The sequence below is a fragment of the Roseateles sp. GW821-FHT09G03 genome (genome assembly GCF_059416045.1).
In genome coordinates, this window is sequence record NZ_JBWKOK010000002.1 from 436,425 (window position 1) to 461,630 (window position 25,206).

Consider the following 25,206-nt stretch of genomic DNA (forward strand, 5'->3'; position numbering starts at 1 on the left):
TGGAAAGGCGCATCACCACCGACTCACGTCGATGACGGCGCGGGCGAATTCAGCGGGCGCTTCCTGGGGCAGGTTGTGGCCGATGCCGCCGCTGAGGTTGCGGTGTTCATACCGACCGGTGAAGCGCGAGGCATAGGCGGCCGGCGGCGGATGCGGCGCGCCGTTGGCGTCACCTTCCAGCGTGATGGCCGGCAGCGCCACGGTCTTGACCTGGGACAGCTGACGCTCGAGCGCGTCGTACTGCGGATCGCCTTCCGCGGCACCGATACGCCAGCGATAGTTGTGGACCACCAGCGCCACCTGATCGGGGTTCACGAGGCTTTGCGCGCAGCGCTCGAACGTGGCGTCGTCGAAGCGCCATTGCGGCGAGGCCTGACGCCAGATCAGCCGAGCAAACGCCTTGAGGTTGGTCTGGTAGCCGATGCGGCCACGCTCCGTGGCGAAGTAGTACTGGTACCACCAGGTGAGTTCGTCGGTCGGCGCCAGCGGCGTCAGTGCCGTGGCGCGGTCGAGCACCAGGAAACCGCTCACGGACACCAGCGCCTGGCACCGCTCCGGCCACAGCGCGGCCATCACGCAGGCATTGCGCGCGCCCCAGTCGCAGCCCGCCACGATGGCCTTGCGGATGCCCAGCGCATCCATCAATGCGATCGCGTCGGCGGCCAGCGCCGTCTGCTGCCCGCTGCGCAGGGTGGCGTCCGACAGGAAGCGCGTGGTGCCGTAGCCGCGCAGGTGGGGCACGATCACACGCAGGCCCTTGGCCGCCAGCAACGGGGCCACTTCCTCGTAGCAGTGGATGTCATAGGGCCAGCCGTGGAACAGCAGGACCGGTTGGCCGTCGCGCGGGCCGATATCCACGTAGCCGACATTCAGCGCGCCGGCGTCGATCTGGCGCAACGGGCCGAAGCCCGTGTGCGCCGACGCAGGAGCGGGCGCGGCGGACAACATGCCGGAGAACCCGGACAACGCCAGGCCGGCGCCGGCCACCGTGGCCTGGGCGAGGAAGTCGCGACGCGAGGTGTCTTTGGACATGGCAATCTCCTTGAAGGGGTTCATCGGGCCGCGCGGGCGGCGGTGTCGATCAACACCGCGACCTCATGCGGATGGCTGACCTGCGGGACGTGGGAGGCGCCGGGGATGACGACCGTGCTGCGCGCATGGGCGCGTTCGGCCATCCAGGCCATCGCCGCGGGCGGGATGTTCCTGTCCTTGGCGCCATAGAGGAAATACACCGGCAGCGCCTTCCAGGCGGTGCCCTGGCTGCGCTCGGAGAGGGCCCCCTCGGCCACCGGCCGCTGTCCGATCGCCATCAGGCGTGCCAGCGCCGGCTTCACGTCGGCCGCGAACTGGGCGGCAAACTTCTGCTGGTCGATGTAGAGATCGTTGCCGCCCTCGGGCAGCGGCACCGGGGTCGCGAGCGAATCGCCGAGCGTGCTGCCAGGGAATTTGCCCGCGAGCTCGGCCACCGATTCGCCTCGTTCCGGCGCGAACGCGGACACGTAGACCAGGGCCTTGACGCGCGCCTGGCCCTCGGCGGCAACACTGATGACGGAGCCACCGTAGGAATGGCCCACCAGCACCATCGGGCCGGGGATGCGGTCGATCAGGCTGGCGGTGTAGCGCGCGTCGCCGGACACCGAGCGCAACGGATTGGCGACGGCCACCACGGGGTAGCCCTTGTCGCGCAATTCGGCGGCCACGCCGTTCCAGCTCGAGGCATCGGCGAAGGCGCCGTGCACCAGCACGATGGTGGGCTTGCCCGACGACATGGCGTCGGTGGCGAAGGCGGGCGCGGCGATCGCGGCGGCGATCAGTGCGAAGGCGGCGAGCGGACGGAGGATGAAGCGGGTCATGAGAGCCTCTGCGTGAGTGGGGGATCGGCGCGGAAACCGGGTCTCCAGCGCCTCGGTGGCTATCAGAGCAGCGGCCCGGCGTCGCGGGTATTGAACGAGCGGCCCCCCGGACCCATACCTTCGTTTGATCCGCCGCCGCCGGGCATCTCCCGATGCACGCGTGCGGACCCGCCCCCACCGCCGACCCTTATGATGTCGTCCTTCGTGTAGTAACTGCTACATCAGATCCCATGGCACTCACCAGCAAGACGAAGACGGTCCGCGGCACCGGCGTGCGGGAGGCGTCGGCCCAGGCGACGCGCGACAGCATCCTCAAGGCGGCGACGCGGATATTCGCGCGTTACGGCTATGACGGCGGCAGCGTCGAGAAGATCTCCAGCCTCGCGAAGTCGCACGACCGGATGATCTATTACTACTTCGGCAGCAAGGAGGGGCTGTTCATCGCCGTGCTGGAAGGCATCTATCAGCGCATGGATGAAGCGGAGGCCAAGGCCGCCCCTGTCCTGCCCGACGCGGTGGAGGCGCTCACGGCGCTGATCCGGTTCAAGGTGGCCTACTACCGGCGGCATCCGGAGTTCGTCACCCTGCTCAACACCGAAAACCTTCACAAGGGCCGGCACGTGGCGAAGTCGGAGAAGGCGACGCAGTTCTCGTCCAATGCGCTCGACCTGATCGCGGAGATCCTGGAGCGGGGGGTGGCCCAGGGGAGCTTCCGGCCCGGGTTGAGGCCGCGCGACGTCTACCTCCTGATCGTCTCCACCGCCTATTTCTTCACCTCCAACCGCTTCACCATTTCCGCGTTCCTGGGCGAATCGCTGGAACGTCCCGGCGCGGTCGATGAGTGGGCCGATTTCGTCGTCGACAGTGTCCTGCGCGTGGTCCGCGCACAGGCCGCCTAGGGCGCCCGCCCCCCGGCCTGTAGGATTGCCGTCGATACGCCCCCCGCGGCCTCGCCCGATGAACTACCTCTGCGCGCATTCCCTGGACGACGCACTGGCCGCGCTGGAACGCGGACCGCATCGCATCGTCTGCGGTGCCACCGACGCGTACGCCGATTCCGCCGGACCACCCACCGGCGTCGCGTGGCTGGACGTGAGCGCGGTCGACGCCCTGCAGGGCATCGCGACGCACGGATCGACGCTGCGGATCGGCGCCGCCGTCACCTGGGACCGGATCGACGCGTGCGAGCAGTTGCCCGCAGTGTTGCGCGAGGCTGCGCGAACCATCGGATCGCGGCAGATCCGGCTGCAGGGCAGCCTGGGGGGCAACCTGTGTCATGCGTCGCCCGCCGCCGACGGCATTCCGGCATTGCTGGTGCTCGATGCCCGCGTCACGCTGCGGGGCCGGCATGGCGAGCGCCAGTTGCCGCTGTCCGAGTTCGTGCTCGGCCGGCGGCGCACGGCCCTGCTGCCGGAGGAACTGCTCGTCGCGGTCCTGGTCGAGTCTCAGCGCCCCGACGAGCGGACCGCCTTCGTGAAGCTCGCGCGGCGCGAGGCCTCGGCCATCGCGGTGGTCGCCGCTGCCGTGCGCCTGCGCTGGCGCGATGACCGGACGCTCGCGCAGGCCGCCATCGCCGTGGCCGGGGCGTCCGAGGTCGCCGTGCGCCTGCGCGCGCTGGAATCCCGGCTGGAGGGCGCGCCCCGGGAGGCGCTCGAGCGCCTGATCGCCGAGACGCCGATGCCGGAGCTGTCGCCGATCGATGACCGTCGCGGTTCGGCGGCGCTGCGACACCACTGGGCCCGCGTGGCGGTGGCGCGCGCGTGCGCGCGTTGTGAGGCACCCGATGACAGCCGCCGCTGACGCCATGCCCGAGTGGGTCGAGGTCAACGGCGAGCGGCATCCGCTGCCCGGGGACCTCTCGCGGCCGGCCACCCACTTCCTGCGCGAGCACCTGGGACTGACCGGCACGAAAGTCGGCTGCGGCCAGGGCGATTGCGGCAGTTGCACGATCGTCGTCGACGGCGAACCGCGCTACGCCTGCATCACGCCCGTGGCCCGGTTGCGCGCCCGTCGGGTGCTCACCGTGGAAGGGCTTGCCGCGGGCAGTGCCTGCGGTCGGCGTCTGCAGCAGTCCCTGCTGGCCCACCAGGCCGTGCAATGCGGCTTCTGCATCCCCGGCATGTTGACGTCGGCCTGCGCGGCGATCGACGCCGGACGCGTGCGTGACCGATCCGATGCCGAGGCGGCGCTGGAGGGCGTGCTGTGCCGCTGCACCGGCTATCGCAAGATCGTCGACGCGGTGCTGGACGTCGCCACCGACGCCCCGCCGCGTCCACTCACCCTGCCGGACGACGGCCGCGCGGTCGGCCGTCCGTTGACGCGGCTGGACGGCAACGCCAAGGTGACGGGGACGGATCGCTTCGGCGCCGACGGCATTCCGGCCGGCAGCCTCCACCTGCGCGCCGTGCGCTGCCCGCATCCGCGCGCCGGCTTCGCCTTCGGCGATCTGCAGGCCTTCGTCCAGGCCCATCCCGGCGTGCTGCGCGTGCTTACCCATGCCGACGTGCCGGGCCGGAACGTGCACGGCGTGGCCGCGCCCTATGCCGACCAACCGGTGCTGCCCGTCGCCGAGGCGCGACATCACCTGGAGGCCGTGGCCCTGATCGTGGGCGAGGCGGACGCCCTCGCGGCCCTGGACCTGACAGCCTTCCCCGTCACCTGGACCCCGAGACCCGCCCTTGCCGACGTGGACATCGCGGCCCGCGCCGACAGCCCGCTGCTCCATGAGCATCGGCCGGGCAACCTGCTCATCGAGGGCACGGTGCAACGCGGCGACGCGGCGACGGCGCTGCGCGACGCGGCGCTCGTCGTGGAGGCCCGCTTCGAATCCAGCTTCGTCGAGCACGCCTATCTGGAACCTGAAGCCGGATGGGCGCGCCGCACGGAAGACGGGGTCGAGATCCACTCGTCGACACAGGCGCCGCATCCGCATCGCGAAGAGCTGGCCCGCATCCTGGGCATCGCGCCGGACCGGGTGCGCATCGTGCCGACGGCGGTCGGCGGCGGCTTCGGCGGGAAGCTGGACATGACGGTGCAGCCGCTGCTGGCCATCGCCGCCTGGCACATGGACCGGCCGGTGGCGCTCGTGTACACGCGGGAGGAATCGATGGCCACCTCGACCAAGCGACATCCCGCGCGCATCGCGTCCAGCATGGCCGCCGACGCGCAGGGCCAGTTGCTGGCGGTGACCTTCGAGGGCGACTACAACACCGGCGCCTACGCGTCGTGGGGCACGGCCGTGGCCAATCGCGTGCCCGTCCATGCCGGCGGGCCGTATCGCATCCCCCACTACCGCGCCCGGGCCCGCGCGCGCCACACCCATGTCACGCCCGCCGGCGCCTTCCGGGGATTCGGCGTGCCGCAGACCACCATGTCGCAGGAACAGCTCATCGACGAGCTGGCCGTGCGCGGCGGTTGGGACCCGCTGGAGTTCCGGCTGCGCAATGCGCTGCGTCCCGGCGACACCTTGCCGACCGGGCAGGTGCTGGACGACAGCGTGGGACTGGTCGCCTGCCTGGAGGCCCTGCGACCCCATTGGCGGGCCGCGCATGCGCGTGCCGGTGACGCCGGGCCGCGGGAAAGGCGGGGCGTGGGCCTCGCCGCGTTCTTCTACGGCTGCGGCAACACCGCGCTGCCGAACCCGTCGACCGTCCGCATCGGCCTGCGGCCCGACGGCACGCTGGTGCTGCACCAAGGTGCCGTGGATGCGGGCCAAGGCGCCAACACGGTGATCCCCCAGATCGCCGCCGATGCGCTCGGCATTCCCCTGGCGCGGCTGCACATCGTCGGCGCCGACACCCACCTGACGCCGGACTGCGGCCGCACGTCGGCCTCGCGCCAGACCTTCGTCACCGGGCGGGCCGCATTCCTCGCCGGGCGCGCCCTGCTGGGCCAGCTCCGGCGCATGGCGGGCGCGGACGAGGCGGCGCCGGTGCATTTCGGCGAAGACGGGGTGACGGTCGCCGGCGTGCGACTCGTGCTCGCCGAACTGCCGGTCGATGCGCAGGGCTATGCGTTGAAGAGCGAGGAGCGCTTCGACCCGCCCACCACCGCGCTCGATCACGACGGCCAGGGCCGGCCCTATGCGGCCTACGCGTTCGGGGCCCAGATGGCGGAGGTCGTCGTGGATCTAGACACCGGACGCGTCCGGGTCGAACGCGTCGTGGCGGCGCACGACGTGGGCCGCATGGTGAATCCCACCTTGCTGCAGGGCCAGGTCGAAGGCGCGGTCGCCCAAGGCGTGGGCATGGCGCTGATGGAGCGCTACGAGCCCGGCTCGGGGAACAACCTGCACGACTACCTCATCCCGACGGTCCGGGACGTGCCGGAGGTGGAGACGCTCTTCATCGAGGCGCCCACGTCGCTGGGCCCCTATGGGGCCAAGGGGATCGGCGAGCCCGCGCTGGTGCCGACCGCGGCCGCGATCCTCAATGCCATCCACCACGCGACGGGTGTCCGCGTGCGCGAGGCGCCAGCCACGCCGGACGCCGTGCTGCGCGCGATGTCGGAAGCCGGAACGCGGCCGCCACCCGGCACGGACAGGGGCTGACGCGATGCGACTTCACCATGTCCTCGGCCTGCTGCCCTTTCTCCACGCGGCACTCGGTCTGGCGGTCGCCAACCGCGTCAAGCCTTTCGTGCTCGGCCTGCCCTTCTTCATGGCCTGGATCATCGGCGGCGTGCTGCTCAGCGCGCTGGTGATGGCCTGCGTGTACCGGCTCGATCCCGCCAACCGCGGATCGCAGGAGGAGGACGAATGAACGTCGCGCTGTCCGTCATCCTGCTCACGCTCGTCCTGGCCCTGTGCGCCGGCCTGTGGGCGCGACGCGGGGTGCGCATGGACCTGGCGCAATGGAGCGTCGGAGGACGCGGCTTCTCCACCGTGCTGGTCTTCGTCCTGATGGCGGGCGAGCTCTACACCACGTTCACCTTCCTCGGCGCCAGCGGCTTCGCCTACGGACACGGCGGCGCGGCGCTGTACGTGCTGGTCTACACCTGTCTCGCCTTCGTGATGTCGTACTGGCTGCTGCCCCCGATCTGGCGGCTGGCGCGGCGGCACGGCGCGATGACGCAGCCCGAGGTGTTCGCCGCGGCCTACGGCAGTCCGGCGCTGGGGCTGCTCGTGTCCGCAGTGGCCCTGCTGGCGCTGGTGCCCTATCTGGTCGTGCAGATGAAGGGGCTGGGCCTGATCGTGCAGGTCACGTCCTACGGCGCGCTCTCGCCCGCGATGGCCATCATGACGGGGGCGGTCGCGATGACCGCCTACGTGATGCTGTCCGGCATGCACGGATCGGCGGTCACGGCCGTGGTCAAGGACGCGCTGGTGCTCGCGGTCTGCGTCTTCCTCGGGCTGTACCTGCCGGCGCATTTCCACGGCGGACTGGGGGCCATGTTCGAGCGCATCGAGACGGTGCGGCCCGGTTTCCTCGCCCTGCCCGACACGGGTCGCAACGCCGTCTGGTTCGCCTCCACGGTGGCCATGTCCGCGATCGGCATGTACCTGTGGCCGCACGCGTTCAGCGCCGTCTTCACCGCGAAGTCGCCGCGCATCTTCCGCCGCAACGCGGCGGTGATGCCGCTCTACGCGCTGGTGATGCTGTTCTCGATGTTCGCGGGTTATGCCGCTGTCCTGAACGTGCCCGGATTGAGTGGCGGACAGATCGATCTCGCGCTGCTCGCGCTGTCCATCCGCGCCTTCGACCCCTGGTTCGTCGGCGTGATCGGGGCGGCGGGCATGCTGACGGCCCTCGTGCCGGGCTCGATCATGCTGGTCTCCGCCTCGACGCTGCTGGCGCGCAACCTCTACCGGCCGCTGCGGCCCGGCAGCTCGGACGCGCACCTGATGCGCGTGTCCCGCCTCGCGGTGCCGCTGCTGATGGCCGTGACCGTGGCGCTGACGCTGAACGGCGGCGCGAGCATCGTGGTGCTGCTGCTGATCGGTTTCGCCGTCGTGGCTCAACTCGTGCCGGCCCTGCTCACCGCGCTGATCGCGCCTTCGGCGGGCAATCACGTGGGCGCCATGGCCGGCATCGTCGCCGGCGTCGGCTTCGTCTGCGCCACCGCCATCGGCGGCGTGGCCCTGCGCGAGTTGCTGCCTTGGGCGCCGTCCTGGCTGCAGGAGCTGCATCCGGGCTTCGTCGGACTGGTCCTCAATACGGCCGTGATGCTCACGTCGAGCCGGCTGACGCGCACGGCGGCGGGTGCACGGCCGCGGACCGGGACCGACCGGCTGCCCGCCTCCTGAACGGAAACACGGCGGCGGCGGCCACGCCGGCGTTCAACCCTCGCGGGCCGTTTCCTCGAGCGCGCGTCGCACCCAGTCTTCCAGCTCCGCGGCGTCGATCGGCTTGTCGATGACGCACAGCGCGCCCTGGTGGAGCGCGCGGCGCCGGACGGATTCCGAGGTCAGCGCCGTGATGAACACCGTGGGCACGCGGCAGCCGTCGTCCTGCAACCGCGCGAGCAGGCCGATGCCGTCGAGTTGATCCATGTGGATGTCGCAGACCAGGCAGTCCATCCGGCACGCGACATCCGCGGCGAAGAATTCGGACGCGGACGCGAAGGCGCGCGCCTGCCAGCCGAAGGCGCGCACGAGGCTGCTCGTGGCCGTGCGGACGAACGGGTCGTCGTCGACGATGACGATCAGCGCCGGGGACGGGATCGGGGCCGGGTGGACCAGCATGCGCGCGCTCAGACGGCCGTGTCCAGCAGGCCCAGCGACTGCATCTTGCGCACCAGGTCCGCGACCGACCTGGACTGCATCTTGCGCATCGCCTGGCCCCGATGGATCTTGGCCGTGATCTCGGCGATGCCCATGCGGTCCGCGATCTGCTTGTTCATGAGCCCGGTGGCGACCAGGCCCAGCACCTCGCGTTCGCGGGCGGTCAGGCTGGTCCAGCAGTCGCGCAGCCCCTCCAGCGACTGGTCCAGCGCCAGCCGGCGGGCGTCGGCCTCCAGGGCCGCGACGACCGCGTCGATCATGTCCTGGTCGCGGAACGGTTTTTCGATGAAGTCGCGCGCGCCGGCCTTCATGGCGCGGACAGTCATCGGCACGTCTCCGTGGCCGGTCATCATGATGACCGGCAGATGGCCCAACCCGTGTCCGGACAGCGATTGCTGGAACGCCAGACCGCTCTCGCCACGCAGGCGCACATCGAGCACGAGGCAGGACGGCCCGGCCGGCTTGGGTGCCGCGAGAAAGGCCTCGGTCGACGGGAAGTCGCGCACCTGCAGGTCCATCGAGCGCAGCAGGCCGGCCAGCGCCGTGCGGATGAGCGCCTCGTCATCCACCACGTAGACGGTGCGGGGCGGATCGGTCCGCGACCCGGCCTCCGGCGGGGAGACCGATCGGGCGGACGGGGAGAACACGGGCTGCATGGTGGCTATCGGGATCGCATCAGGCGCGAACGGTAGCAGAGCCGGCCTGCCGATGTCTCCTATACGAAAGGATGTTGGCATGGCGTTCCGGGGCTCAGCCGAACGTGAACGCGTAGGCCCGCACGCCGGGATCCAGGAAACGGATCTCGACGCGGCGGTCGCGCAACACCTGCGGCTGGCGGACCAGCTGGTAGAGCCGGCTGGACGTGACCACGCCGCGACCTTGGGCGTCGACGTCCAGGCCGTGGGCTTCCCCGGGCGGCGCGCCGTCGATGGTCAGCACGAATCTGATCGGTGCGCCGCCGGTCGGCACGCCCAGCACCAGGTGGAGGTCCCGCGCGTGAAAGCGCATGGCGATCGCACCATCGGCTGCCGCGAGGGTGGCGTACTCGGGGCCGACGGTCCAGGTGCCGGACAGTCCCCAATCGTTCAGTGCCAGGTCGCCGACGCGGTAGCGCGAGGGGCGGTCACGGACGGCGCCGCCCGGCGAGGCCAGGGCAGTGGCCTGCGCGTAGCCGATGTAGGACTCCGGTGAACGCAAGGTCGCCAGGTCCGCCGAGGCCCCGACACCGCCCATGTCGGCCACGGCATCCGATGCGGCAGGCGCCGCGCCGCTCTCGGCCAGCAGCGCCCGGATGACCTGCTCGGTGTGGGCCTCTCCCCCTTCGCCGAACTGGTGGTGCCGGATGCGGCCTTTCGCATCGATGACATAGATCGCGGGCCAGTAGCTGTTGCCGAACGCACGCCAGACGTCATAGGCGTCGTCCTGCGCGACCGGATAGTCGATCTGCAGGCGCCGCACCGCGGCGGCCACGTTGGCGCTGTCCTTTTCGAAAGCGAATTCCGGCGTGTGGATGCCCACCGCCACCAGGCCCTGCGACGCGTACTGGCGGGCCCAGGCACGCATGTGCGGCAGCGTGCGCAGACAGTTGATGCAGGAGTAGGTCCAGAAATTGACGACGACCACCTTGCCGCGCAGGGCTTGCGCGTTGAGCGGTCCCCCGGAGATCCAGCCGGTGGTGCCCGGGAAGCCGGGGAACCGTCCTTCGTCGGGGAGGTCGGCGGCATCAGGGGTCGTCGTGGCATCGGGCGCCTGGCGCCACCAAGCCACGGGCACCGCGCCGACTCGCGGTCCGTCGTCGTCCAGCGTGTCCTCGAGCAGGAGGTCCCCCGCCGACCGCGACCCGGTCGGATCCACGGAACGCGCGCGGCTCCAACCGTCGAGCAGACGCTGCTCCGCCGTCTGGGTCGCGAGGGACGGCAAGCGCCACAGGGCCTGTTCCCACCCGCCCGATGCCACCGCGGCGACCGACAGCAGGACCAGGGCGCCAATCACTCGCCTCAGCGCGGCGACGTACCGGGCCGTCCGCCGCGCGGCGGATGCCAGCCGCCGGCCAGCGCCGATCACCAGCGCCATCACGCAGGCGGCGCCGGCGCCGAAGGCGAGCAGCCGCAGCAGGGTGGTCAGCGGCGGCGCGCCGGCCACGGCACCCGCCAGCACCAGACCCAGCACGGGACCGGCGCAGGGCGCCCACAGCAGGCCTGTCGCCATCCCCGTGACCGCGAGTGACCATCCGCTGCCGTCTCCGCCCGGGCCCGGCGGTCCCGCCTTCCTGGCGAGCAGCCGACCCGACCAGCGCGTGAGCGGCGCGGCCAGACGTTCTGCCAGGCCCGGAAACAGCAAGCTCATCCCGACCACGGCCAGCCAGACCAGCGCGAACGCCCGCGCCAGCATGCTCGATCGCAGCACCCAGCCGCCGCCGAGGGCCGTCAACGACGCGAACACCGCGAAGCTGCCGGCCATGCCGAGCAGCAACGGCAACGCGCCGCGGCGGAGCGGTCGTCCGGAGCCGGTCAGCACGAACGGCAGTACCGGGAGGATGCAGGGGCTCAACAGCGCCAAGGCGCCGGCAGCGAAAGCAAGCAGCAGGAAGGTCATGGGAAGCTCCATGTCGGGCGGTCATGCCGGAACGTCGGCGCGGTGCCGGGCGGTGGCCGCGCCCGGCACCGGGGTCGTCGGTCTCAGCCCGGCTCGCCAGCGCGCGTGCGCAGCGCCGTGACCAGCGTCTGGTAGCGATCGCCGTGCTTGAGCGTCTCGTAGCGTGCCCGTGCCGCGACGTAATCGGGCGAACTGCGCGAGAAGTCGCCCTCGCTGCGGTCGAACGCGGCCAGACCGGATTCGCGGTAGATCTGCAGATCCGCGAGCACCTCCGCACGACTGAGCGGCTTGTCGTTCATGCCGTCCATCATGCTGAGCTCGTCGTAACGCGCCTGTGCCTGCAGCAGCGCTTCGGAGACGTTGGATTGCTCGCCGTCGCGCCGCTCCGCCGCCGCCAGGCCGGACGACTCATAGAGGCGCAGGTCCGCAAGCACCTCCTGGCGCGTCAGCGGCTTGGCGGCGACGCCCGCCATGTGCGTCAACGCGAGGTAGCGCCGGCGCGCCTGCCGCCAGGCCTCGGTGCCGATCTGCGACTGGGAATCGTCGTGCTCCAGGGCGGCCAGGCCGGAGTCCTGGTAGGCCTTCAGGTCCTGCAGCACCTGGGCGCGGCTCAGCGGGCCCATGCCGGCGGAAGGCGGCTCCGCGGCCAGCGCGACGGACATCAGTCCGGCCAGGAGGGCGCCACCCAGCGTGACGGCGAGCAGCAGCCGTTGCGGGACGGTGCTCCGTGCGACGGAAGACGGAGGGAACGGGAACGTGCGGTTCATCATGTGAAGCTCCATGCATCAGGGGCCCCCGGCGACGCGGGCGACGCCAGACGCGATGCCCACCGCCGGGAGGCGGATCGCGGTGCGTGGTCCATCGGCCTCGATCCGCGATGTGTGCATGGGACCAGGGCAACGTGCGTCGACCAATCGGACCCAGGGATGGCAGGACCCCTACGACGGTTTGTGCGGCGTCAAACGCCGGCGGCCCCGTCCTCGTACGGCCGGACCGTCGGACCTGTCCTTCCGGCCGGCGCGCGGCATGCCGACGGTTGCGACGGCTGCCGCGTCGACGGCCGCCAGGCGGGCCGCCAAGCGGGCCGCATCAAGCGGGTATCGGCCCGGCAGGCGCGTCCACCCGGACCGAGGCAGGCGTCGCGTCAGGAACCCGTGAGGCCGTCGGGCCGTCGTCGGGCCTGCAGGCATCGGCATCGGCATCGGCATCGGCCACCGGAAGATCGAGCACCACCCGCGTGCCGTGCGGAAGCGCCGGCGAAAAGGCCAGCGTCCCGCCATGGGCGCCGACGATGGACTTGCAGATCGCCAGTCCCATGCCCATGCCGGTGGCCTTGGTGGTGAAGAACGGTTCCAGGATCTGGCCCAGCGCATCGGGCGAGATGCCGTCGCCCCGGTCCTCGACCACGACGTGCACCCGTCCGGCACCGTCGGCGCCCCAGGACAGTGACAGCCGGCGCCGGTCGGCGGGCGCGTCGAGCATGGCCTCCGCGCCGTTCATCAACAGGTTGATCGCCACCTGCTGAAGCTGGACGCGGTCGCCCATCACCCGCGTCGACGCCCCGGTGTCGGCCAGGTCGAGCGCGACGCCCAGTTCGGCGAGCGAGCCGCTCACCAGGGTGGCGCATTCGCGCAGCGCGTCGCCGAGGTCGACCTCGGCCAAGCGCGGCTCCACTTTGCGCGTCATCGCCCGCAGACCCTGGATGATGCTCTTGGCCCGCCGGGCGCTCAGCCCGACGTGACGGACCATCGCCAACGCTTCGCCCACCTCCGGCTGGGCGCGATCCAGCCAGCGGCCGGCGGCGCTCGCCGAGGTGTCGATCGCGCTCAGCGGCTGGCCGATCTCGTGCACGATGGAGGCCACCAGCTCGCCCATCGCCTTCAGCCGGGTGGCCCGCTCCAGCTCCGTGAGCGCGGCGCGCAGGCGCTCCTCGGCCGCGGCTCGCTGCAGGCTCTGGTCGACCGCCTCCTCGTAGAGCCGGGTGTTCTCCAGCGCGAATGCGGCCTGTGACGCGATCACCTCCAGCAATTCCGCCTTGGCCGCCGTGAACACGCGCGGGGCCAGGTTGTTCTCCAGGTAGAGCACACCGATCAGCTGGCCGCGGCGCATCATCGGCACGCACAGCAGCGAACGGGGGCTAAGACGCTTCACGTAGTCGTCCTGGGCCAACGCCTGCGAATCGCGCGCGTCGTCGAGCTGCGTCGCCTGCTGCGCGCGGGCGACAGCGTGCAACACCGACACGGGCAGCACTTCGCTCGACAGCGGCGCCGGCTTCTGCGCGACCACGATGACGCCGGCCTGCACGCGCGCGGTGGCGCGCACCAGCCAGTGGTCGCCCCGCAGGAGCGCCAGCGCGCCGTACTCCGCCCCGGCGCTTTCGAGCGCGGTGTGCATGGTCGTTTCGACCACGCGCTCGGGCACCAGTTCACCTCCCAGCGCATGGCTGATCCGCAGCACGGCCTGGACGTCGAGGGTGTGCAGCCGGGTGGTCGGGAAACTCGAGGCTTCCGGCTCCAGCAGCCCGGCGTGGCGCGCCTGGAGCTCGCGCTCCTTGGCCGTCGCTCCCCAGCGCTGCCAGGCGGCGAGCGCATGTCGCAGATAGGCGCGTCCCTCGATGTCGCGGCCCTGCGCCAGATGGAACTCCGCGGCGAGTTCCGCCGCCAGCGCCTCGACCTGCGTGAGCTGTTGGCGTCGAGCTTGTGACACCGCGTCGGCGTAGAACTCGGCGGCCTCGGCGGCGCGGCGCTCACGGCGCGCAAGCTCCGCTCGGACCAGCGCCCAGCGTGCGCCGAAATTCTCCGGGCAGTGGGTCGACCATCCTGCCAGGGCCCCCATATGACGATCCAGCGCCTGCGCGTCTTCAGGCTCCTGCTCGCTGCCGCTCGCGAGCAGCGCCAGCGCGCCATAGAACGGCAGGTCGCCGTACTCGGCAAAGCCGCGTGCGGCGTCCTGGCAGGCCTCGGCGCGCAGGCGCGCCCTGCGCGCCATCGCCGCGTCGCCGAACAGCACGCCCACCTGCAACCGGTACACCCAGTAGGCGAGGTCGACCAGCGTGGGCGTCGCCGACTCGACCGGCTCGGCCATCGTCTCGTCCATCGCCGCGCGGCCCATACCGCCATGACCGCCATGACCGCCGTCATCGCGGTCGACGGCCTGCAGCTCGTCCAGCAGCGTCCGCTGCGCCAGCAGCGCATCGACGACGAGCTGGAAGCCCGCGTCGCGCGCCCGGGCCAGCGCGGGTTCCACGCTCTGGCGCACGTCGGCGAGGAATTCCCCGGCGAACAGCATGCCGGTCGCCCGGTTGCGACCGCAGTACAACGCGAACGTGTGGTCGCCGACGCGCGTGGCGACGTCGAAGGCCCGGTCGAAATGCGGCCGTGCGCTGCGCGCCGCGGCCGTCCACGGGACGACGAAGGTGGCGTACGTGTGATAGACCCGGGCCTGGTAGCGGCTCAAGCCGCGCTCGTTCACCAGGTGCAGGGCCAGCTCGCCGAAGGCGTGTGACGTGGCGAAGTCGCCATGGCGTGCGCCGAACAGCTGGATCATGCAGACGTAGCCGTTGGCCGAGGCATCCGCATGGCCGTTGGCGATGGCCAGCCGCACCATCCGGAGCAGCATCAGGTCGACCAGGCGCTGGTCGGAATAGAGTGCCGGCGGCAGCAAGTCGGCGAAGACGTCGACCATCGCGCGGCGTCGCGGGTCGGTGTCGCTCGGAAGATCGCGCAACGCCGACATGCCGTGTGTGGCGATCCATTGGCGCACCTCCCGGTACTCGGCCTCCACCTGGTCGTCGTCCGGTCGTCGCGGCAACTCGAAACCCGCCTGCCGCAGGAAGCCCAGTCCCACGTCGAGAGCGTCGTCATAGCGCCCCAGGGCGGTGTACAACGCGGCGCGCAGACGCGCGAGCTCAGCGCCGAACACGCCGTCGCCGGCCAGGTCCGCCAGGCCGGCGAGCCGCGCCTCGGCCTCCGCCAGTGCGCCGGTCATGAACTCGGCTTCGCCGCAGAGCAGGGCCGCCTGAAGCGCCTCCTCGCCGCGATCGCCGTCGAACCAGCGCAGCGCATGGCGGAAGTAGTCCAGCGCCGCCGGATGAGCGGTGGCGGCCTTGGCGCGTCGGCCGGCCTCGAGGTTGACGCGCGCGAAGGCGCGCCTCTCGTCATGCGGGCCGAGCGACAGCGAGGGCGCGGCGAGGTTGACCTGCGTCGCCAGCAGGTAGATCGGCACGGTCGACGGCGGTGCCGTCATCAGCCGGTGCGCGACGGACAGATGCAGCGCCGCACGCGCCGCCGGAGGCTGCGACGCCAGCACGGCCTCCCGGACGTGATCATGGGTGAAGGCCCATTCATCGCCGTCCGCGCTGACAAACCCTGCCTCGGCCGCCGCCGCCAGGGCGGGCGGCAATGCCTCGGGCGCTACGCCGGCCGCCAACGCCAGCAACGGCCCCGCGACGCGGTCGCCGAGCGCCGCCAGCGTCTGCAGCAAGGGCAGCGACGCGTCAGGCAGTTCATCCAGGTCCAGGGCCAGCAATCCACCGACGTCGCACAGACCGGGCTCCGCGCGGATGCGGTGGAGGTCCCAGGTCCAGGCGCGCCGGACCGGGTCGTGCCGCAGCAGGCGCGCGGCGAGCAGGCGGCTCAGCAGCCGACGGATGAAGAACGGGTTGCGGCCGGTCCACTTCTCCACCAGCTGCTGCAGATCGGCCAGCGCCGGGGCGTCGGACATGGCCTGCCCCAGGGCCCCGGCGATGAGCTGGCGCGTCGACGCGCTGTCGATCGGTGCGAGATCCAGGTGCAGCGGCTCGACGCGGGCGTTTGGCGCGGGCGACAGTGGCCGGGGAAGACCGGGAGCCGACGACCGGATCGATCCCAGCACGAGCAGGGCCGCATCGGGATGATCGGCCAGCAGACGATCGAGCAGTCGCAGCGTCTCGACATCGGCCCATTGCAGATCGTCCAGCATCAGCACCAAGGGCCGCTCCGGCCGCGCGAAGCAGACGATCAGGCGGGCCATCGCGTGCAGCAGCAGTTCCCGCTCGAAGACCAGCGCCACGTCCGCGAGGAAGGGCGTGTCGCCCTCCGGGGGCAGATCCAGCAGGGGACGCAGGTCGGGCAGCAGGCCGGCCACCGTCGCGGAGACCGGATGCGTGGCTTCGCGCAGGCGCCCGCGCCAGTTCGCGAACTCCTGCTCGGCGCTGCTGAGCGCCACCTGCAGCAAGGGTTGCAGCGCGCGCGTCATCACGTCGAACGGCAGGCCGGTGCCGGCGGACATGCACTTCGCCGCGGCGACCAGGGGGGCGTTGTCGCCCTCCAGTCGCGCGACCAGCTCGCGCAACAGCCGCGACTTGCCGATGCCCGCGTCGCCATGGACGAAGGCGGTGCGCGCACCCCCTCCGGTCCGGACCTCTTCGTAGAGCGCCTGCAGCCGGCGAAGTTCATCCTCTCGCCCGAGCACGGGCATCGCATGGTCCCAATCCGCCATCGCGGAGCCGGCGTTCAGCGGAAAGGTCGGGATGCCGCCGTGCTCGTCCAGCAGTTCCTCGCAGGCCGTGAGGTCGGCCAGCAGCGCGGCCGCATCGGCATAGCGCAGCTCGGGCGGTTTCTCCAGGAGGCGGCCGACGATGCGCGACAGCTGCATCGGCACCTCGGGCCTCAGGCGATGCGCCAGGGTCGGCCGCCGGGTGGCATGCGCATGCAGGCGAGCCACGGCGTCGGGCGCTTCGAAGAGCGGCGCGTGGACGAGCAGCTCATGGAAGATGGCCCCCAATGCATACAGGTCGGCCCGGACGTCGGCCCGCACGTTCATCCGTGCACCGAGTTCCGGCGCCAGATAGTCGAAGCTCGCGTCATCCCATTCGGCGGGATCGTCCGCCGGAAGCTGCGCGTCGACCTCGAGGCGCGTCGCCATGCCGAAACCGATGAGGTGCGCGCCTCGCAGACGCTCGTCCACCAGGATCCGGTCAGGTGTGAGCGCGCGGTGCAACACGCCCGACCGATGCATGGCCGCGATGGCCGTCGTGATCACGCAGGCCAACCGCAGGAACTGGCGGACCGGCAAGGCGGGCTGGGCCAGCTGGCGCAGCGGGACCCCGCCGGGATCGCTGACCAGCAGCAGCAGGCGCTGCCCGCTCGGAACGAGCGCCTCGGGCTGCACGGCCCAGTCGCCGCGCAGCGCATCCCGGAACGCGTACTCGCGCTGAAGCAAGGACAGCAGCGCCGCGGAATCGCCTTGGCTCCCGACCAGCAGCCGGGACGAGCCGTCTTCCAGCCGGACGCGATGCAACCGCGCGCCGAGGCGGCGGGCGGATTCGTAGGGCAGGTCTGCGAGTGGCGGCATGTCTTTTGATGTAGGGAACGCTACATGAATCGGAATCATAGGAGCAGTCGCCGCGGTTCGCAAGCCGGTCAGCGGAATCAGGCGGGGGCGCACCGTCGCCAAGTGGCGCCATCGCGGGGGCCACCTGTTGCCCATACCTTGGTTGCAGCCTGCTGAACGAGGGTGCTATGGGCCGCCCGCGCGGGTTTTGATGTGATGCGACGCCTTGATCCACTCTCTTTTTGGAGCATCCCCATGTCCGACTCGAATCCGCCGCGCGCCAATGCCGCGCGACGCCACTTCCTCGCCGCCTCCGCGATCGCAGGCGCATCCGGTCTGAGCCTGCTGGCCCGTTCCGCCGAGGCCAGCCACGGCGCCACGGCCAGCACCGCCTGGAGCGGCGCCTCCGGCGCCGGCCCCACGCAGGCCGCCCCGGGCGATGCCAGCATCCGGCCGTTCCGCATCGCGGTCCCGCAGGCGGCGCTGGACGACCTGCGGCGGCGTCTGGCCGCCACGCGCTGGCCCGACCGGGAGACGGTGCGCGACACCTCGCAGGGCGTGCCGCTGGCGACGCTGCGCAAGCTCTGCGCCTACTGGGGCGGGCCGTACGACTGGCGCCGCCTGGAGCGCTCGTTGAATGCGCTGCCTCAGTTCGTCACCCAGATCGACGGCGTGGACATCCACTTCCTGCATGTGAAGTCGCGGCACCCGAGCGCCTTGCCCCTGCTGATCACGCACGGCTGGCCCGGCTCGATCCTCGAGATGGTCAAGAGCATCGGCCCGCTGACGGACCCGACCGCGTACGGCGGCGCGGCGGCCGACGCCTTCGACGTCGTCATCCCGTCGATCCCTGGCTACGGCTTCTCTGGTCGGCCGACGGAGTTGGGCTGGGGCCCCGAGCGAGTGGGTCGGGCCTGGGCGGTGCTGATGGAGCGGCTCGGCTACGCACGCTACGTGTCGCAAGGCGGCGATCACGGCTCGGTGATCTCCAACGCGATGGCCCGGCTCCAGGTGCCCGGACTGGCGGGCATCCATGTCAGCATGCCGCCGACCGTCCCGGCGGAGCTCGTCAAGCCGATCAACGCCGGCGATGCGCCGCCGGCGGGACTGTCCGCGCCGGAGCGCCTCGCCTTCGAGACCTTGAGCCGCTTCTTCGCGCGCAACGCGGCGTACGGCGCGCTGATGGTCACGCGGCCACAGACCATCGGCTACGCGCTGTGCGACTCGCCGGCCTCGCTGGCCGCGTTCATGTACGAGAAGATCGCCGAATGGACCTTCAGCGACGGTCAACCGGAACGCGTGCTGTCCAAGGACGAGATCCTCGACGACATCACGCTCTACTGGCTGAGCGACACGGGTGCCTCGGCCTCGCGCTTCTACTGGGAGAACAACAACAACAACTTCAGCGCCGAGCACCAGCGCACCGCGCAGATCCGGCTACCGGTCGCCGTCACGATCTTCCCTGGCGAGATCTATCGCGCGCCACGCTCTTGGACCGAGCGGGCGTATCCGACCCTGGCCTACTTCAATGAAGTGGATCGCGGCGGACACTTTGCCGCGTGGGAACAGCCGGAACTCTTCGCCGCGGAAATGCGGGCGGCCTTCCGTTCCCTGCGCTGAGTCCGCCGGCCGCCGCCTCCCGGACGGCGGCCGGCCGCAGGTCGCTTCACAGCGTCTGCGGCGAGCGCTAGAAGGCCTTGAATGAAGGCCTTGGATCTACCGGGTCAAGGAACGCGCCGCGCGCCGCGGTGATGCACCTCCGCGAGGGTCGACATGGCCTGCCGAACCCCTTCGCCGTACGCGGCGTCGGCACGCAGGCAGTTGGCGACATGGCGTTCCTGCACCGCCGGGTCGGCCCCGCTCATCGCGCGGGCGGTGTTGTCGAACAGCGCCTGCCGCTGCGTCGCGTCCATCAGGCGGAACAGCATCCCGGGCTGGGTGAAGTAGTCGTCGTCCACCCGATGGTCCCAATGTGCCGCGGCGCCGTCGATCGCCAGCGGCGGCTCGTGCAGCTGCGGGTGATCCGCCCAGTCGCCCCGGCTGTTGGGCACGATGGCGGGCACCGCGCCGGCATTGCCGTCCACGCGCATCGCACCGTCGCGGTGGTAGTTGTGGAACGGGCACCTGGGCGTGTTGACCGGGATCTGGTGGTGATTCACACCCAGCCGGTAGCGATGCGCGTCGCCGTAGCTGAACAGGCGCGCCTGCAGCATCCGGTCCGGCGAGAAGCCGATGCCCGGCACCACGTTGGCCGGCGAGAACGCAGCCTGCTCGACTTCGGCGAAGTAGTTCTCCGGATTGCGGTTGAGCTCGAGCTCGCCGACTTCGATCAGCGGCGCGTCCGAGTGCAGCCAGACCTTGGTGAGGTCGAAGGGGTTGTAGGGAAGCGCACGCGCATCGGCCTCGCTCAGCACCTGCACATAGAGCGTCCAGCGCGGGAACTCGCCGCGCTCGATGGCATCGAAGAGATCGCGCTGCGCGCTCTCGCGATCGCCGGCGATCACCTGACCGGCCGCCTCGTCGGTCAGGTTGCGGATCCCCTGCCTGGACTTGAACGTGAACTTGACCCAGTGGCGTTCGTTGTCGGCGTTGATGAAGCTGAAGGTGTGGCTGCCGAAGCCGTGCATGTGGCGATAGCCGTCGGGCAGGCCACGGTCGCTCATCACGATGGTGACCTGGTGCAGCGCCTCGGGCAGCAGCGTCCAGAAGTCCCAGTTGTTCTGCGCGCTGCGCAGGTTGGTCTTCGGGTCGCGCTTGACGGCGTGGTTCAGGTCGGGAAAGCGCAGCGGATCGCGCATGAAGAACACCGGCGTGTTGTTGCCCACCAGGTCCCAGTTGCCCTCCTCGGTATAGAACCTGACCGCGAAGCCGCGGATATCGCGCTCGGCATCGGCCGCGCCGCGCTCGCCGGCCACGGTGGAGAAGCGCAGGAACACGTCGGTCGACTTGCCGATCTGCGAGAACAGGCTGGCGCGTGTGTAGCGGGTGATGTCCTGGGTGACGGTGAAGCGGCCGTACGCGCCGGACCCCTTGGCGTGCATGCGACGTTCGGGGATGACCTCGCGGTCGAAGTGCGCGAGTTTCTCCAGCAGCCAGACGTCCTGCAGCAGCGCGGGGCCGCGCGGGCCGGCGGTCTGGATGTTGAAGTTGTCGACGACGGGCGCGCCGTTGGCGTGGGTGATGGGTTGAGGCATGGGGGAGATCTCCTGACGGTGCGATGCGGACGTGATGTCCGCGGACAAGATGCCGTCGGCAGCGTCTCACGTCGCCTCCCGTTCGACCAACCTACCAAGGTATGAGCACGCGCCTGGACGAGCCGCCCGCCAGACGATCAGCCGACGGTGATGGTCTTGGGCTCGAGGAAGGCCTCCATCCCCATCACACCGAACTCCCGTCCCAGGCCCGATTGCTTGACCCCGCCGAACGGCGCCAGCAGATCCGGCGCCACGCGGTTGATCAGCACGGTGCCCGCCTGCAGGCGGGCGGCGATGCGTCGCGCCGCCGCGATGTCCTCGGAGAAGACGTAAGCCTGGAGCCCGTAGGGCGAATCATTGGCGACCGACACTGCGTCGTCCTCGTCGTCCACCGCCAGGATGGACAGCACCGGGCCGAAGATCTCCTCGCGCGCAATGGCCATGTCCTTGCGGACGTCGGCGAACACCGTGGGCTGCACGAACCAGCCGTGCGCGATGCCGGGCGGGCGGCCGGGTCCGCCGATCACCAGCGTCGCGCCTTGCTCGATGCCGCCGCGGATGTAGGACTGGACCCGCTCGAACTGGGCGCGTCCGACCATGGGGCCGACCGCCGTCGCCGGATCGCCCGGGTCTCCGACCCGCAGCGCGGCCACGGCGGCTTGCACACGCGCCACGACCTCCGCCATCCGATGCCGCGAGACCAACAGCCGCGTACCCGCCACGCACGCCTGGCCGCTGTTGGTGAATGCGGCGGCGACGGCCAGAGGCACCGCGACATCCAGCCTCGCGTCGTCCAGCAGCAGGGAAGCGGACTTGCCCGTCAGCGCCAGGCTGACGCGCTTCAGGCCGTCGATCCCGGCCTGCGCGATGAGCTTGCCGGTGGGCGTCGAGCCGGTGAAGGACAGCTTCGCGACGGCCGGATGGCTGCTGAGTTCCGTGCCGACGCCCGCGCCGCGTCCGGTCACGATGTTCACGACGCCACGCGGCAGGCCGGCATCGTCCACCGCTTGAGCCATCACCCGCGCCTGCCAGGGGCTCAGTTCGCTGGGCTTCACGACGGTGGCGCAGCCGGCCGCCAATGCGGCGGCCAGCTTGCTCGCCATCGTCCCGGCAGCGGCGTTCCAGGGCGCGAAGAGTCCCGCCACGCCGACCGGCTCCATGCGCAGCGTCGAGATGCCGTCCGCGCCAGCCGGGCGTTCAAAGACGTAGTGCTCCAGCGTGCGCGCCGCTTGTCCGAAGCATTCGGCCGCGTAGTTCGACACCCATCGGGAGCGGGAGAAAGGGCCGCCGTACTCGAGGATGGAGGATTCCCGCAGCGCATCGGCGTGGGCGAGCATCGCCGCCTGCAGGCGCTCGAGCATGCCGATGCGCTCGGCCTTCGAGGTCCGCGCGAAGGTCGGCTGCGCCTTCGTGGCGGCGTCGATGGCTGCTCGGACGTCCTCGCGGCTGGCCAGTCTGGCGCGGCCGATGACGGCCTCGTTGGCGGGATTCACGATCTCGACGATCTCGTCCCCCGCGGTAGGCACGAAGCGCCCGTCGATGTAGCTGTGCGCGATGTTCAGCATGTCGATGCCCTCATTGAATTCCGGAGGTCATCAATGTAGGAAGCGTCGCATCGGCGGGTAACCATACGAAGGTTTCCAGGCCTGGATCCTTCAGGCCGAACTGAGGCGGCGACGGGTGTCAGGCAAAGATGGCGATGTGCTGCCTCGCGAGCGCTAGCGGCGTTCCGCGCGCGTTCCAGATGGTCACCGTCTGACTGGCGTAGCCTTGTGCGGCATGTTCATTGAGCGCCTGCACCAGGTACCACCCGTCTTCCGAACCGCAGTCATCGGCGAGTATGTCGAGCGACCAGCTCACCGTGCTGAGCGGCTCCATCTGGGCCGCGAGAACATAGGCCGCAGGTGGAAGTACATCTCCGATGGCCAGCAGGCCCGCAATGGAGCTAGGCGCAGTACCACGCAGGCGAGCCCAGACCTCATACGCAGGCTCCGATCCGTCGAAGGGACGTGAAGCGGCAGCTTGCCGAACATCGAAGTGTCGCGTGAAGGCGGCGAGCGGCGGTTCTGGAAAGAAGGGCTCGCACGACTCCGGGGGAGGCACCCGCGGCGCCACACACGCTTCATGGCGGATCGCTGAACGCCGCGCCGCGCCGAAGCACAGAACCATGCGGGTCGCCAGACCTTCGCCACCCAGCAGGTCGACGTTCAGGAAGGTGATCGACCGACCGCGACGCAACAACCGGGGCTGCACGCGAAGGGTGCCGCTGGCCGGACCGATGAAGCTGCACTGCGCGGAGCGCAACGGCGGCAGGTCCTCGAAGCTCCGCAAGGCCGCCGCCACGCAAAGGGCAGCGGCCAGGCCCCCATAGATGGTTCTTCCTTGCAACCAATCGCCGCTCACGTCGATGCAATAGTCCTGGTCCTCTTGGACGAGCCGGTCGAGCAAGGTGTGCAGGTCCGTCATGTTGTCTCCTCGGATCCGCGTGGCCTCAACGGGTCCAGCGAAGAAATCCCCACAACACCAGCGCGACAGCGAGCAGCGTCGCCAGAGAGCCGCCGCCCAGGATCGTGGTGACGGTCATCTCCCGCAGGCGGCTGGCGTGGTGGCCGGCACCTGCGATGGGTGTCGCTTCACTCGTGCCCCAGATCGCCGCCAGCAGCAGCGAGCCAAAGATCGCGTAGGCCCCGATCACCGCCAGGATCCACGTGAGCTGCTCGGCTCCGGCGGGCAGCGACATCCGGTCCCAGGTGAGGCCGAATATCCACAGCATCGTTGCGCATTGCAGGCCAGCGACGTGCGCCGAGACACCCATGCGGGCATTACCAAGGTGCGGAATCGCCACCCCCATCAGGAGACTGACAAGACTCAGGACAGTGCCGCTGATGAGCAGCGTTTGCGGTATCGGATTCATGGTCAGGGTCCGGCGTTTCAAGCGGGGCGGCATGGTCGCCGGACCCCGTATCCAGGACCCTGTTTGTATCGCCCGGGCGCCAGACGGAGGAAGACACGCACCCGTACAATTTCCCTGTACTGTGCTGGCATGAGGAAGGGTACGGATGGGCACCGAGATCAAGACACCCACGCGCATCGACGTGACGATGGCGGTGATCCGGAAGCGCATCCAGGCCGCCCCCGGTGCAAGGCTGCCTTCGATCCGTCAGCTTGCGGAGTCCCAAGGGGTGTCGAAGTCCACGGTCGTCGAGGCCTACGACCGGCTCGTCGCGGAGGGCGAGGTCGAAGCGAAGGCCGGGTCGGGATTCTTCGCCTCCGCCCGGGTTCGCCCCTTCAAGCTGGCGGAGCCGGGCCCCCAGTTCAACCGCGCGATCGATCCGATGTGGATCATGAGACAGTCCCTCGCCGTCGGGAACGCATCATTCACCCCGGGATGCGGTTGGTTGCCTGAAGACTGGCTACCCGGAGAGGTCATGCGCCGGATCCTGCGAGGCACGGCGCGGGAAGCCCGGGCCAATCTCACCGGCTACGGCGTGCTTCAGGGATTCGCGCCGCTGCGTGACCAGATCGCACGACGGTTGCAGGAACGGAACGTCGCGGCGGACCCCAACGCCATTCTGGTGACGGAATCTGCTACCCGGTCGATCGACCTCGTCTGCCGCCTCCTGCTTCAGCCTGGCGACACCGTTCTGATCGACGACCCCTGCTACTTTTCCTTCCAGGCGATGTTGCAGGCGCAACGGGTCAAGGCCATCGGCATCCCCTTCACGCAGGCCGGGCCCGATCTCGAGCGATTCGCCGAGGCCTGCGTCACCCATCGCCCCAAGCTCTATCTGACCAACAGCGCGCTGCACAACCCCACGGGTTCCAGCATCAGCCTGGGCACCGCGCATCGGCTCCTCAAGCTTGCAGAAGCGCATGACCTCGTCCTGGTGGAGGACTGCGTCTACGCAGACTTCGAAGAATCGCCGGCGCCAGGCCTGGCCGCGCTGGACGGCTTCGAGCGCGTGATCCTGGTAGGGAGCTTCTCGAAGATGTTCACGGGCGCGCTGCGATGTGGTTATGTCGTGACCCGCGGGGATTGGATGGAGAGCCTGACCGACCTGGCGCTCGCAACGAGTTTCGGCGTCAGCGATCTGCCTGCGCAGGTCACCCATCGCATCCTGGTGGACGGCAGCTACCGCCATCAGCTCGACAACGTCCGTCCTCGATTGGCGCGCGCGATGGCGTTCACGATCGGGCAGCTCGAGCGCCTGGGCTTCGACCTCTGGACGCGACCCCATGCGGGCATGTTCGTCTGGGCGCGCCTGCCCGCCGGCATTGACTCGGCGGAGATCGCGGAACGGGCGCTCTCACGCCACATGGTGCTGGCGCCGGGCAACGTCTTCAGCATCTCGGGCTCGGCCGGACGGTATCTGAGATTCAACGCCGCGCAATGCCTCGACAAGCGCGTCTTCGACATCCTGGCAAAGCTCATGCGGGCTTAGGCCATCCACCACCGTACCGTTCCAGGAGCCAATACAGTCCATCCGGAACTCTCAGCACTGTCGATGGCGTCGACATGGCGTCTCCGGAG

The 25,206-nt window shown here is 70.3% G+C and carries 18 protein-coding genes; 7 read left to right on the forward strand and 11 right to left on the reverse strand.

All coding sequences use genetic code 11. From position 1 onward, the window contains the following. Positions 1–12 precede the first annotated feature (12 nt). Together AC07OZ_RS09130 and AC07OZ_RS09135 are read right to left on the reverse strand one after the other, a co-directional pair. Positions 13–1,032, reverse strand: a complete 1,020-nt coding sequence (locus AC07OZ_RS09130; RefSeq protein ID WP_495466835.1) for an alpha/beta fold hydrolase — start codon at positions 1,030–1,032, stop codon at positions 13–15. 20 nt (positions 1,033–1,052) lie between these two features. Beyond that, on the reverse strand, positions 1,053–1,853 hold the full coding sequence (locus AC07OZ_RS09135) for an alpha/beta fold hydrolase (protein WP_495466836.1): 801 nt from the start codon (positions 1,851–1,853) through the stop codon (positions 1,053–1,055). A 230-nt stretch (positions 1,854–2,083) separates the two neighbouring features. On the opposite strand from AC07OZ_RS09135, the gene AC07OZ_RS09140 reads away from it, so the two are divergent. The 5 genes from AC07OZ_RS09140 to AC07OZ_RS09160 are packed head-to-tail and all read left to right on the forward strand — an operon-like array spanning position 2,084 to position 8,097. Further along, on the forward strand, positions 2,084–2,752 hold the full coding sequence (locus AC07OZ_RS09140) for a TetR/AcrR family transcriptional regulator (RefSeq protein ID WP_495466837.1): 669 nt from the start codon (positions 2,084–2,086) through the stop codon (positions 2,750–2,752). A 58-nt stretch (positions 2,753–2,810) separates the two neighbouring features. After that, a complete protein-coding gene (locus AC07OZ_RS09145) occupies positions 2,811–3,653 on the forward strand; it encodes an FAD binding domain-containing protein (RefSeq protein ID WP_495466838.1) in 843 nt (280 codons plus the stop codon). Beyond that, complete coding sequence (locus AC07OZ_RS09150; RefSeq protein ID WP_495466839.1) at positions 3,637–6,402, forward strand: molybdopterin-dependent oxidoreductase; 2,766 nt, start codon at positions 3,637–3,639, stop codon at positions 6,400–6,402. Before AC07OZ_RS09145 ends, AC07OZ_RS09150 begins: the two co-directional genes overlap by 17 nt. A 4-nt stretch (positions 6,403–6,406) precedes the next feature. Continuing rightward, positions 6,407–6,613, forward strand: coding sequence for a DUF3311 domain-containing protein (locus AC07OZ_RS09155; protein WP_495466840.1), 207 nt, complete (start codon positions 6,407–6,409; stop codon positions 6,611–6,613). Next, positions 6,610–8,097 (forward strand): sodium:solute symporter family protein, encoded by a 1,488-nt coding sequence (locus AC07OZ_RS09160; protein ID WP_495466841.1) that lies wholly within the window; start codon positions 6,610–6,612, stop codon positions 8,095–8,097. The genes AC07OZ_RS09155 and AC07OZ_RS09160 overlap by 4 nt, the downstream gene beginning before the upstream one ends. Positions 8,098–8,130: 33 nt before the next feature. On the opposite strand, the gene AC07OZ_RS09165 is transcribed toward AC07OZ_RS09160, so the two are convergent. The 5 genes from AC07OZ_RS09165 to AC07OZ_RS09185 form a co-directional block, all read right to left on the reverse strand. Further along, entirely contained in the window at positions 8,131–8,535 is a 405-nt protein-coding gene (locus tag AC07OZ_RS09165) for a response regulator transcription factor (protein WP_495466842.1), read from the reverse strand. An 8-nt stretch (positions 8,536–8,543) separates the two neighbouring features. Next, entirely contained in the window at positions 8,544–9,230 is a 687-nt protein-coding gene (locus AC07OZ_RS09170; protein ID WP_495466843.1) for a response regulator transcription factor, read from the reverse strand. Positions 9,231–9,324: 94 nt separating this feature from the next. Beyond that, positions 9,325–11,169, reverse strand: coding sequence for a cytochrome c biogenesis protein DipZ (locus AC07OZ_RS09175; RefSeq protein WP_495466844.1), 1,845 nt, complete (start codon positions 11,167–11,169; stop codon positions 9,325–9,327). Between the two features lie 83 nt (positions 11,170–11,252). After that, a complete protein-coding gene (locus tag AC07OZ_RS09180; protein WP_495466845.1) occupies positions 11,253–11,939 on the reverse strand; it encodes a hypothetical protein in 687 nt (228 codons plus the stop codon). Positions 11,940–12,258: 319 nt separating this feature from the next. Further along, positions 12,259–17,502 carry an AAA family ATPase gene (locus AC07OZ_RS09185; protein ID WP_495466846.1) on the reverse strand — a complete coding sequence of 1,748 codons (5,244 nt, stop codon included), beginning with the start codon at positions 17,500–17,502 and terminating at the stop codon, positions 12,259–12,261. Positions 17,503–17,736: 234 nt separating this feature from the next. Between AC07OZ_RS09185 and AC07OZ_RS09190 the strand changes: the two genes are divergently transcribed. Further along, positions 17,737–19,101, forward strand: a complete 1,365-nt coding sequence (locus AC07OZ_RS09190; RefSeq protein ID WP_495466847.1) for an epoxide hydrolase family protein — start codon at positions 17,737–17,739, stop codon at positions 19,099–19,101. Positions 19,102–19,205: 104 nt separating this feature from the next. Here the strand turns inward: AC07OZ_RS09190 and AC07OZ_RS09195 are convergent, their stop codons facing one another. From AC07OZ_RS09195 to AC07OZ_RS09210, 4 genes are all read right to left on the reverse strand, one after another. Beyond that, positions 19,206–20,675, reverse strand: a complete 1,470-nt coding sequence (locus AC07OZ_RS09195) for a catalase (RefSeq protein ID WP_495466848.1) — start codon at positions 20,673–20,675, stop codon at positions 19,206–19,208. A gap of 137 nt (positions 20,676–20,812) precedes the next feature. Then, on the reverse strand, positions 20,813–22,240 hold the full coding sequence (locus AC07OZ_RS09200; RefSeq protein WP_495466849.1) for an aldehyde dehydrogenase family protein: 1,428 nt from the start codon (positions 22,238–22,240) through the stop codon (positions 20,813–20,815). Between the two features lie 118 nt (positions 22,241–22,358). Then, the gene (locus tag AC07OZ_RS09205; protein WP_495466850.1) at positions 22,359–23,141 is read right to left on the reverse strand and encodes a thioesterase family protein; all 783 of its coding nucleotides are present in this window, start codon (positions 23,139–23,141) and stop codon (positions 22,359–22,361) included. A gap of 25 nt (positions 23,142–23,166) precedes the next feature. Beyond that, positions 23,167–23,589: a styrene oxide isomerase gene (locus AC07OZ_RS09210; RefSeq protein ID WP_495466851.1), complete on the reverse strand. Its 423-nt coding sequence runs from the start codon at positions 23,587–23,589 to the stop codon at positions 23,167–23,169. A 145-nt stretch (positions 23,590–23,734) separates the two neighbouring features. Here AC07OZ_RS09210 and AC07OZ_RS09215 point away from each other — a divergent pair, with 145 nt between their 5' ends. Then, complete coding sequence (locus tag AC07OZ_RS09215) at positions 23,735–25,117, forward strand: aminotransferase-like domain-containing protein (protein ID WP_495466852.1); 1,383 nt, start codon at positions 23,735–23,737, stop codon at positions 25,115–25,117. The last annotated feature ends 89 nt before the right edge of the window (positions 25,118–25,206 follow it).

What these genes read in the sequence shown, in the direction of transcription:
- AC07OZ_RS09130 (WP_495466835.1), bottom strand. Translation starts at nt 1,032, where the DNA reads ATGTCCAAAGACACCTCGCGTCGCGACTTCCTCGCCCAGGCCACGGTG.
- AC07OZ_RS09135 (WP_495466836.1), bottom strand. Translation starts at nt 1,853, where the DNA reads ATGACCCGCTTCATCCTCCGTCCGCTCGCCGCCTTCGCACTGATCGCC.
- AC07OZ_RS09140 (WP_495466837.1), top strand. Translation starts at nt 2,084, where the DNA reads ATGGCACTCACCAGCAAGACGAAGACGGTCCGCGGCACCGGCGTGCGG.
- AC07OZ_RS09145 (WP_495466838.1), top strand. Translation starts at nt 2,811, where the DNA reads ATGAACTACCTCTGCGCGCATTCCCTGGACGACGCACTGGCCGCGCTG.
- AC07OZ_RS09150 (WP_495466839.1), top strand. Translation starts at nt 3,637, where the DNA reads ATGACAGCCGCCGCTGACGCCATGCCCGAGTGGGTCGAGGTCAACGGC.
- AC07OZ_RS09155 (WP_495466840.1), top strand. Translation starts at nt 6,407, where the DNA reads ATGCGACTTCACCATGTCCTCGGCCTGCTGCCCTTTCTCCACGCGGCA.
- AC07OZ_RS09160 (WP_495466841.1), top strand. Translation starts at nt 6,610, where the DNA reads ATGAACGTCGCGCTGTCCGTCATCCTGCTCACGCTCGTCCTGGCCCTG.
- AC07OZ_RS09165 (WP_495466842.1), bottom strand. Translation starts at nt 8,535, where the DNA reads ATGCTGGTCCACCCGGCCCCGATCCCGTCCCCGGCGCTGATCGTCATC.
- AC07OZ_RS09170 (WP_495466843.1), bottom strand. Translation starts at nt 9,230, where the DNA reads ATGCAGCCCGTGTTCTCCCCGTCCGCCCGATCGGTCTCCCCGCCGGAG.
- AC07OZ_RS09175 (WP_495466844.1), bottom strand. Translation starts at nt 11,169, where the DNA reads ATGACCTTCCTGCTGCTTGCTTTCGCTGCCGGCGCCTTGGCGCTGTTG.
- AC07OZ_RS09180 (WP_495466845.1), bottom strand. Translation starts at nt 11,939, where the DNA reads ATGATGAACCGCACGTTCCCGTTCCCTCCGTCTTCCGTCGCACGGAGC.
- AC07OZ_RS09185 (WP_495466846.1), bottom strand. Translation starts at nt 17,502, where the DNA reads ATGCCGCCACTCGCAGACCTGCCCTACGAATCCGCCCGCCGCCTCGGC.
- AC07OZ_RS09190 (WP_495466847.1), top strand. Translation starts at nt 17,737, where the DNA reads ATGTCCGACTCGAATCCGCCGCGCGCCAATGCCGCGCGACGCCACTTC.
- AC07OZ_RS09195 (WP_495466848.1), bottom strand. Translation starts at nt 20,675, where the DNA reads ATGCCTCAACCCATCACCCACGCCAACGGCGCGCCCGTCGTCGACAAC.
- AC07OZ_RS09200 (WP_495466849.1), bottom strand. Translation starts at nt 22,240, where the DNA reads ATGCTGAACATCGCGCACAGCTACATCGACGGGCGCTTCGTGCCTACC.
- AC07OZ_RS09205 (WP_495466850.1), bottom strand. Translation starts at nt 23,141, where the DNA reads ATGACGGACCTGCACACCTTGCTCGACCGGCTCGTCCAAGAGGACCAG.
- AC07OZ_RS09210 (WP_495466851.1), bottom strand. Translation starts at nt 23,589, where the DNA reads ATGAATCCGATACCGCAAACGCTGCTCATCAGCGGCACTGTCCTGAGT.
- AC07OZ_RS09215 (WP_495466852.1), top strand. Translation starts at nt 23,735, where the DNA reads ATGGGCACCGAGATCAAGACACCCACGCGCATCGACGTGACGATGGCG.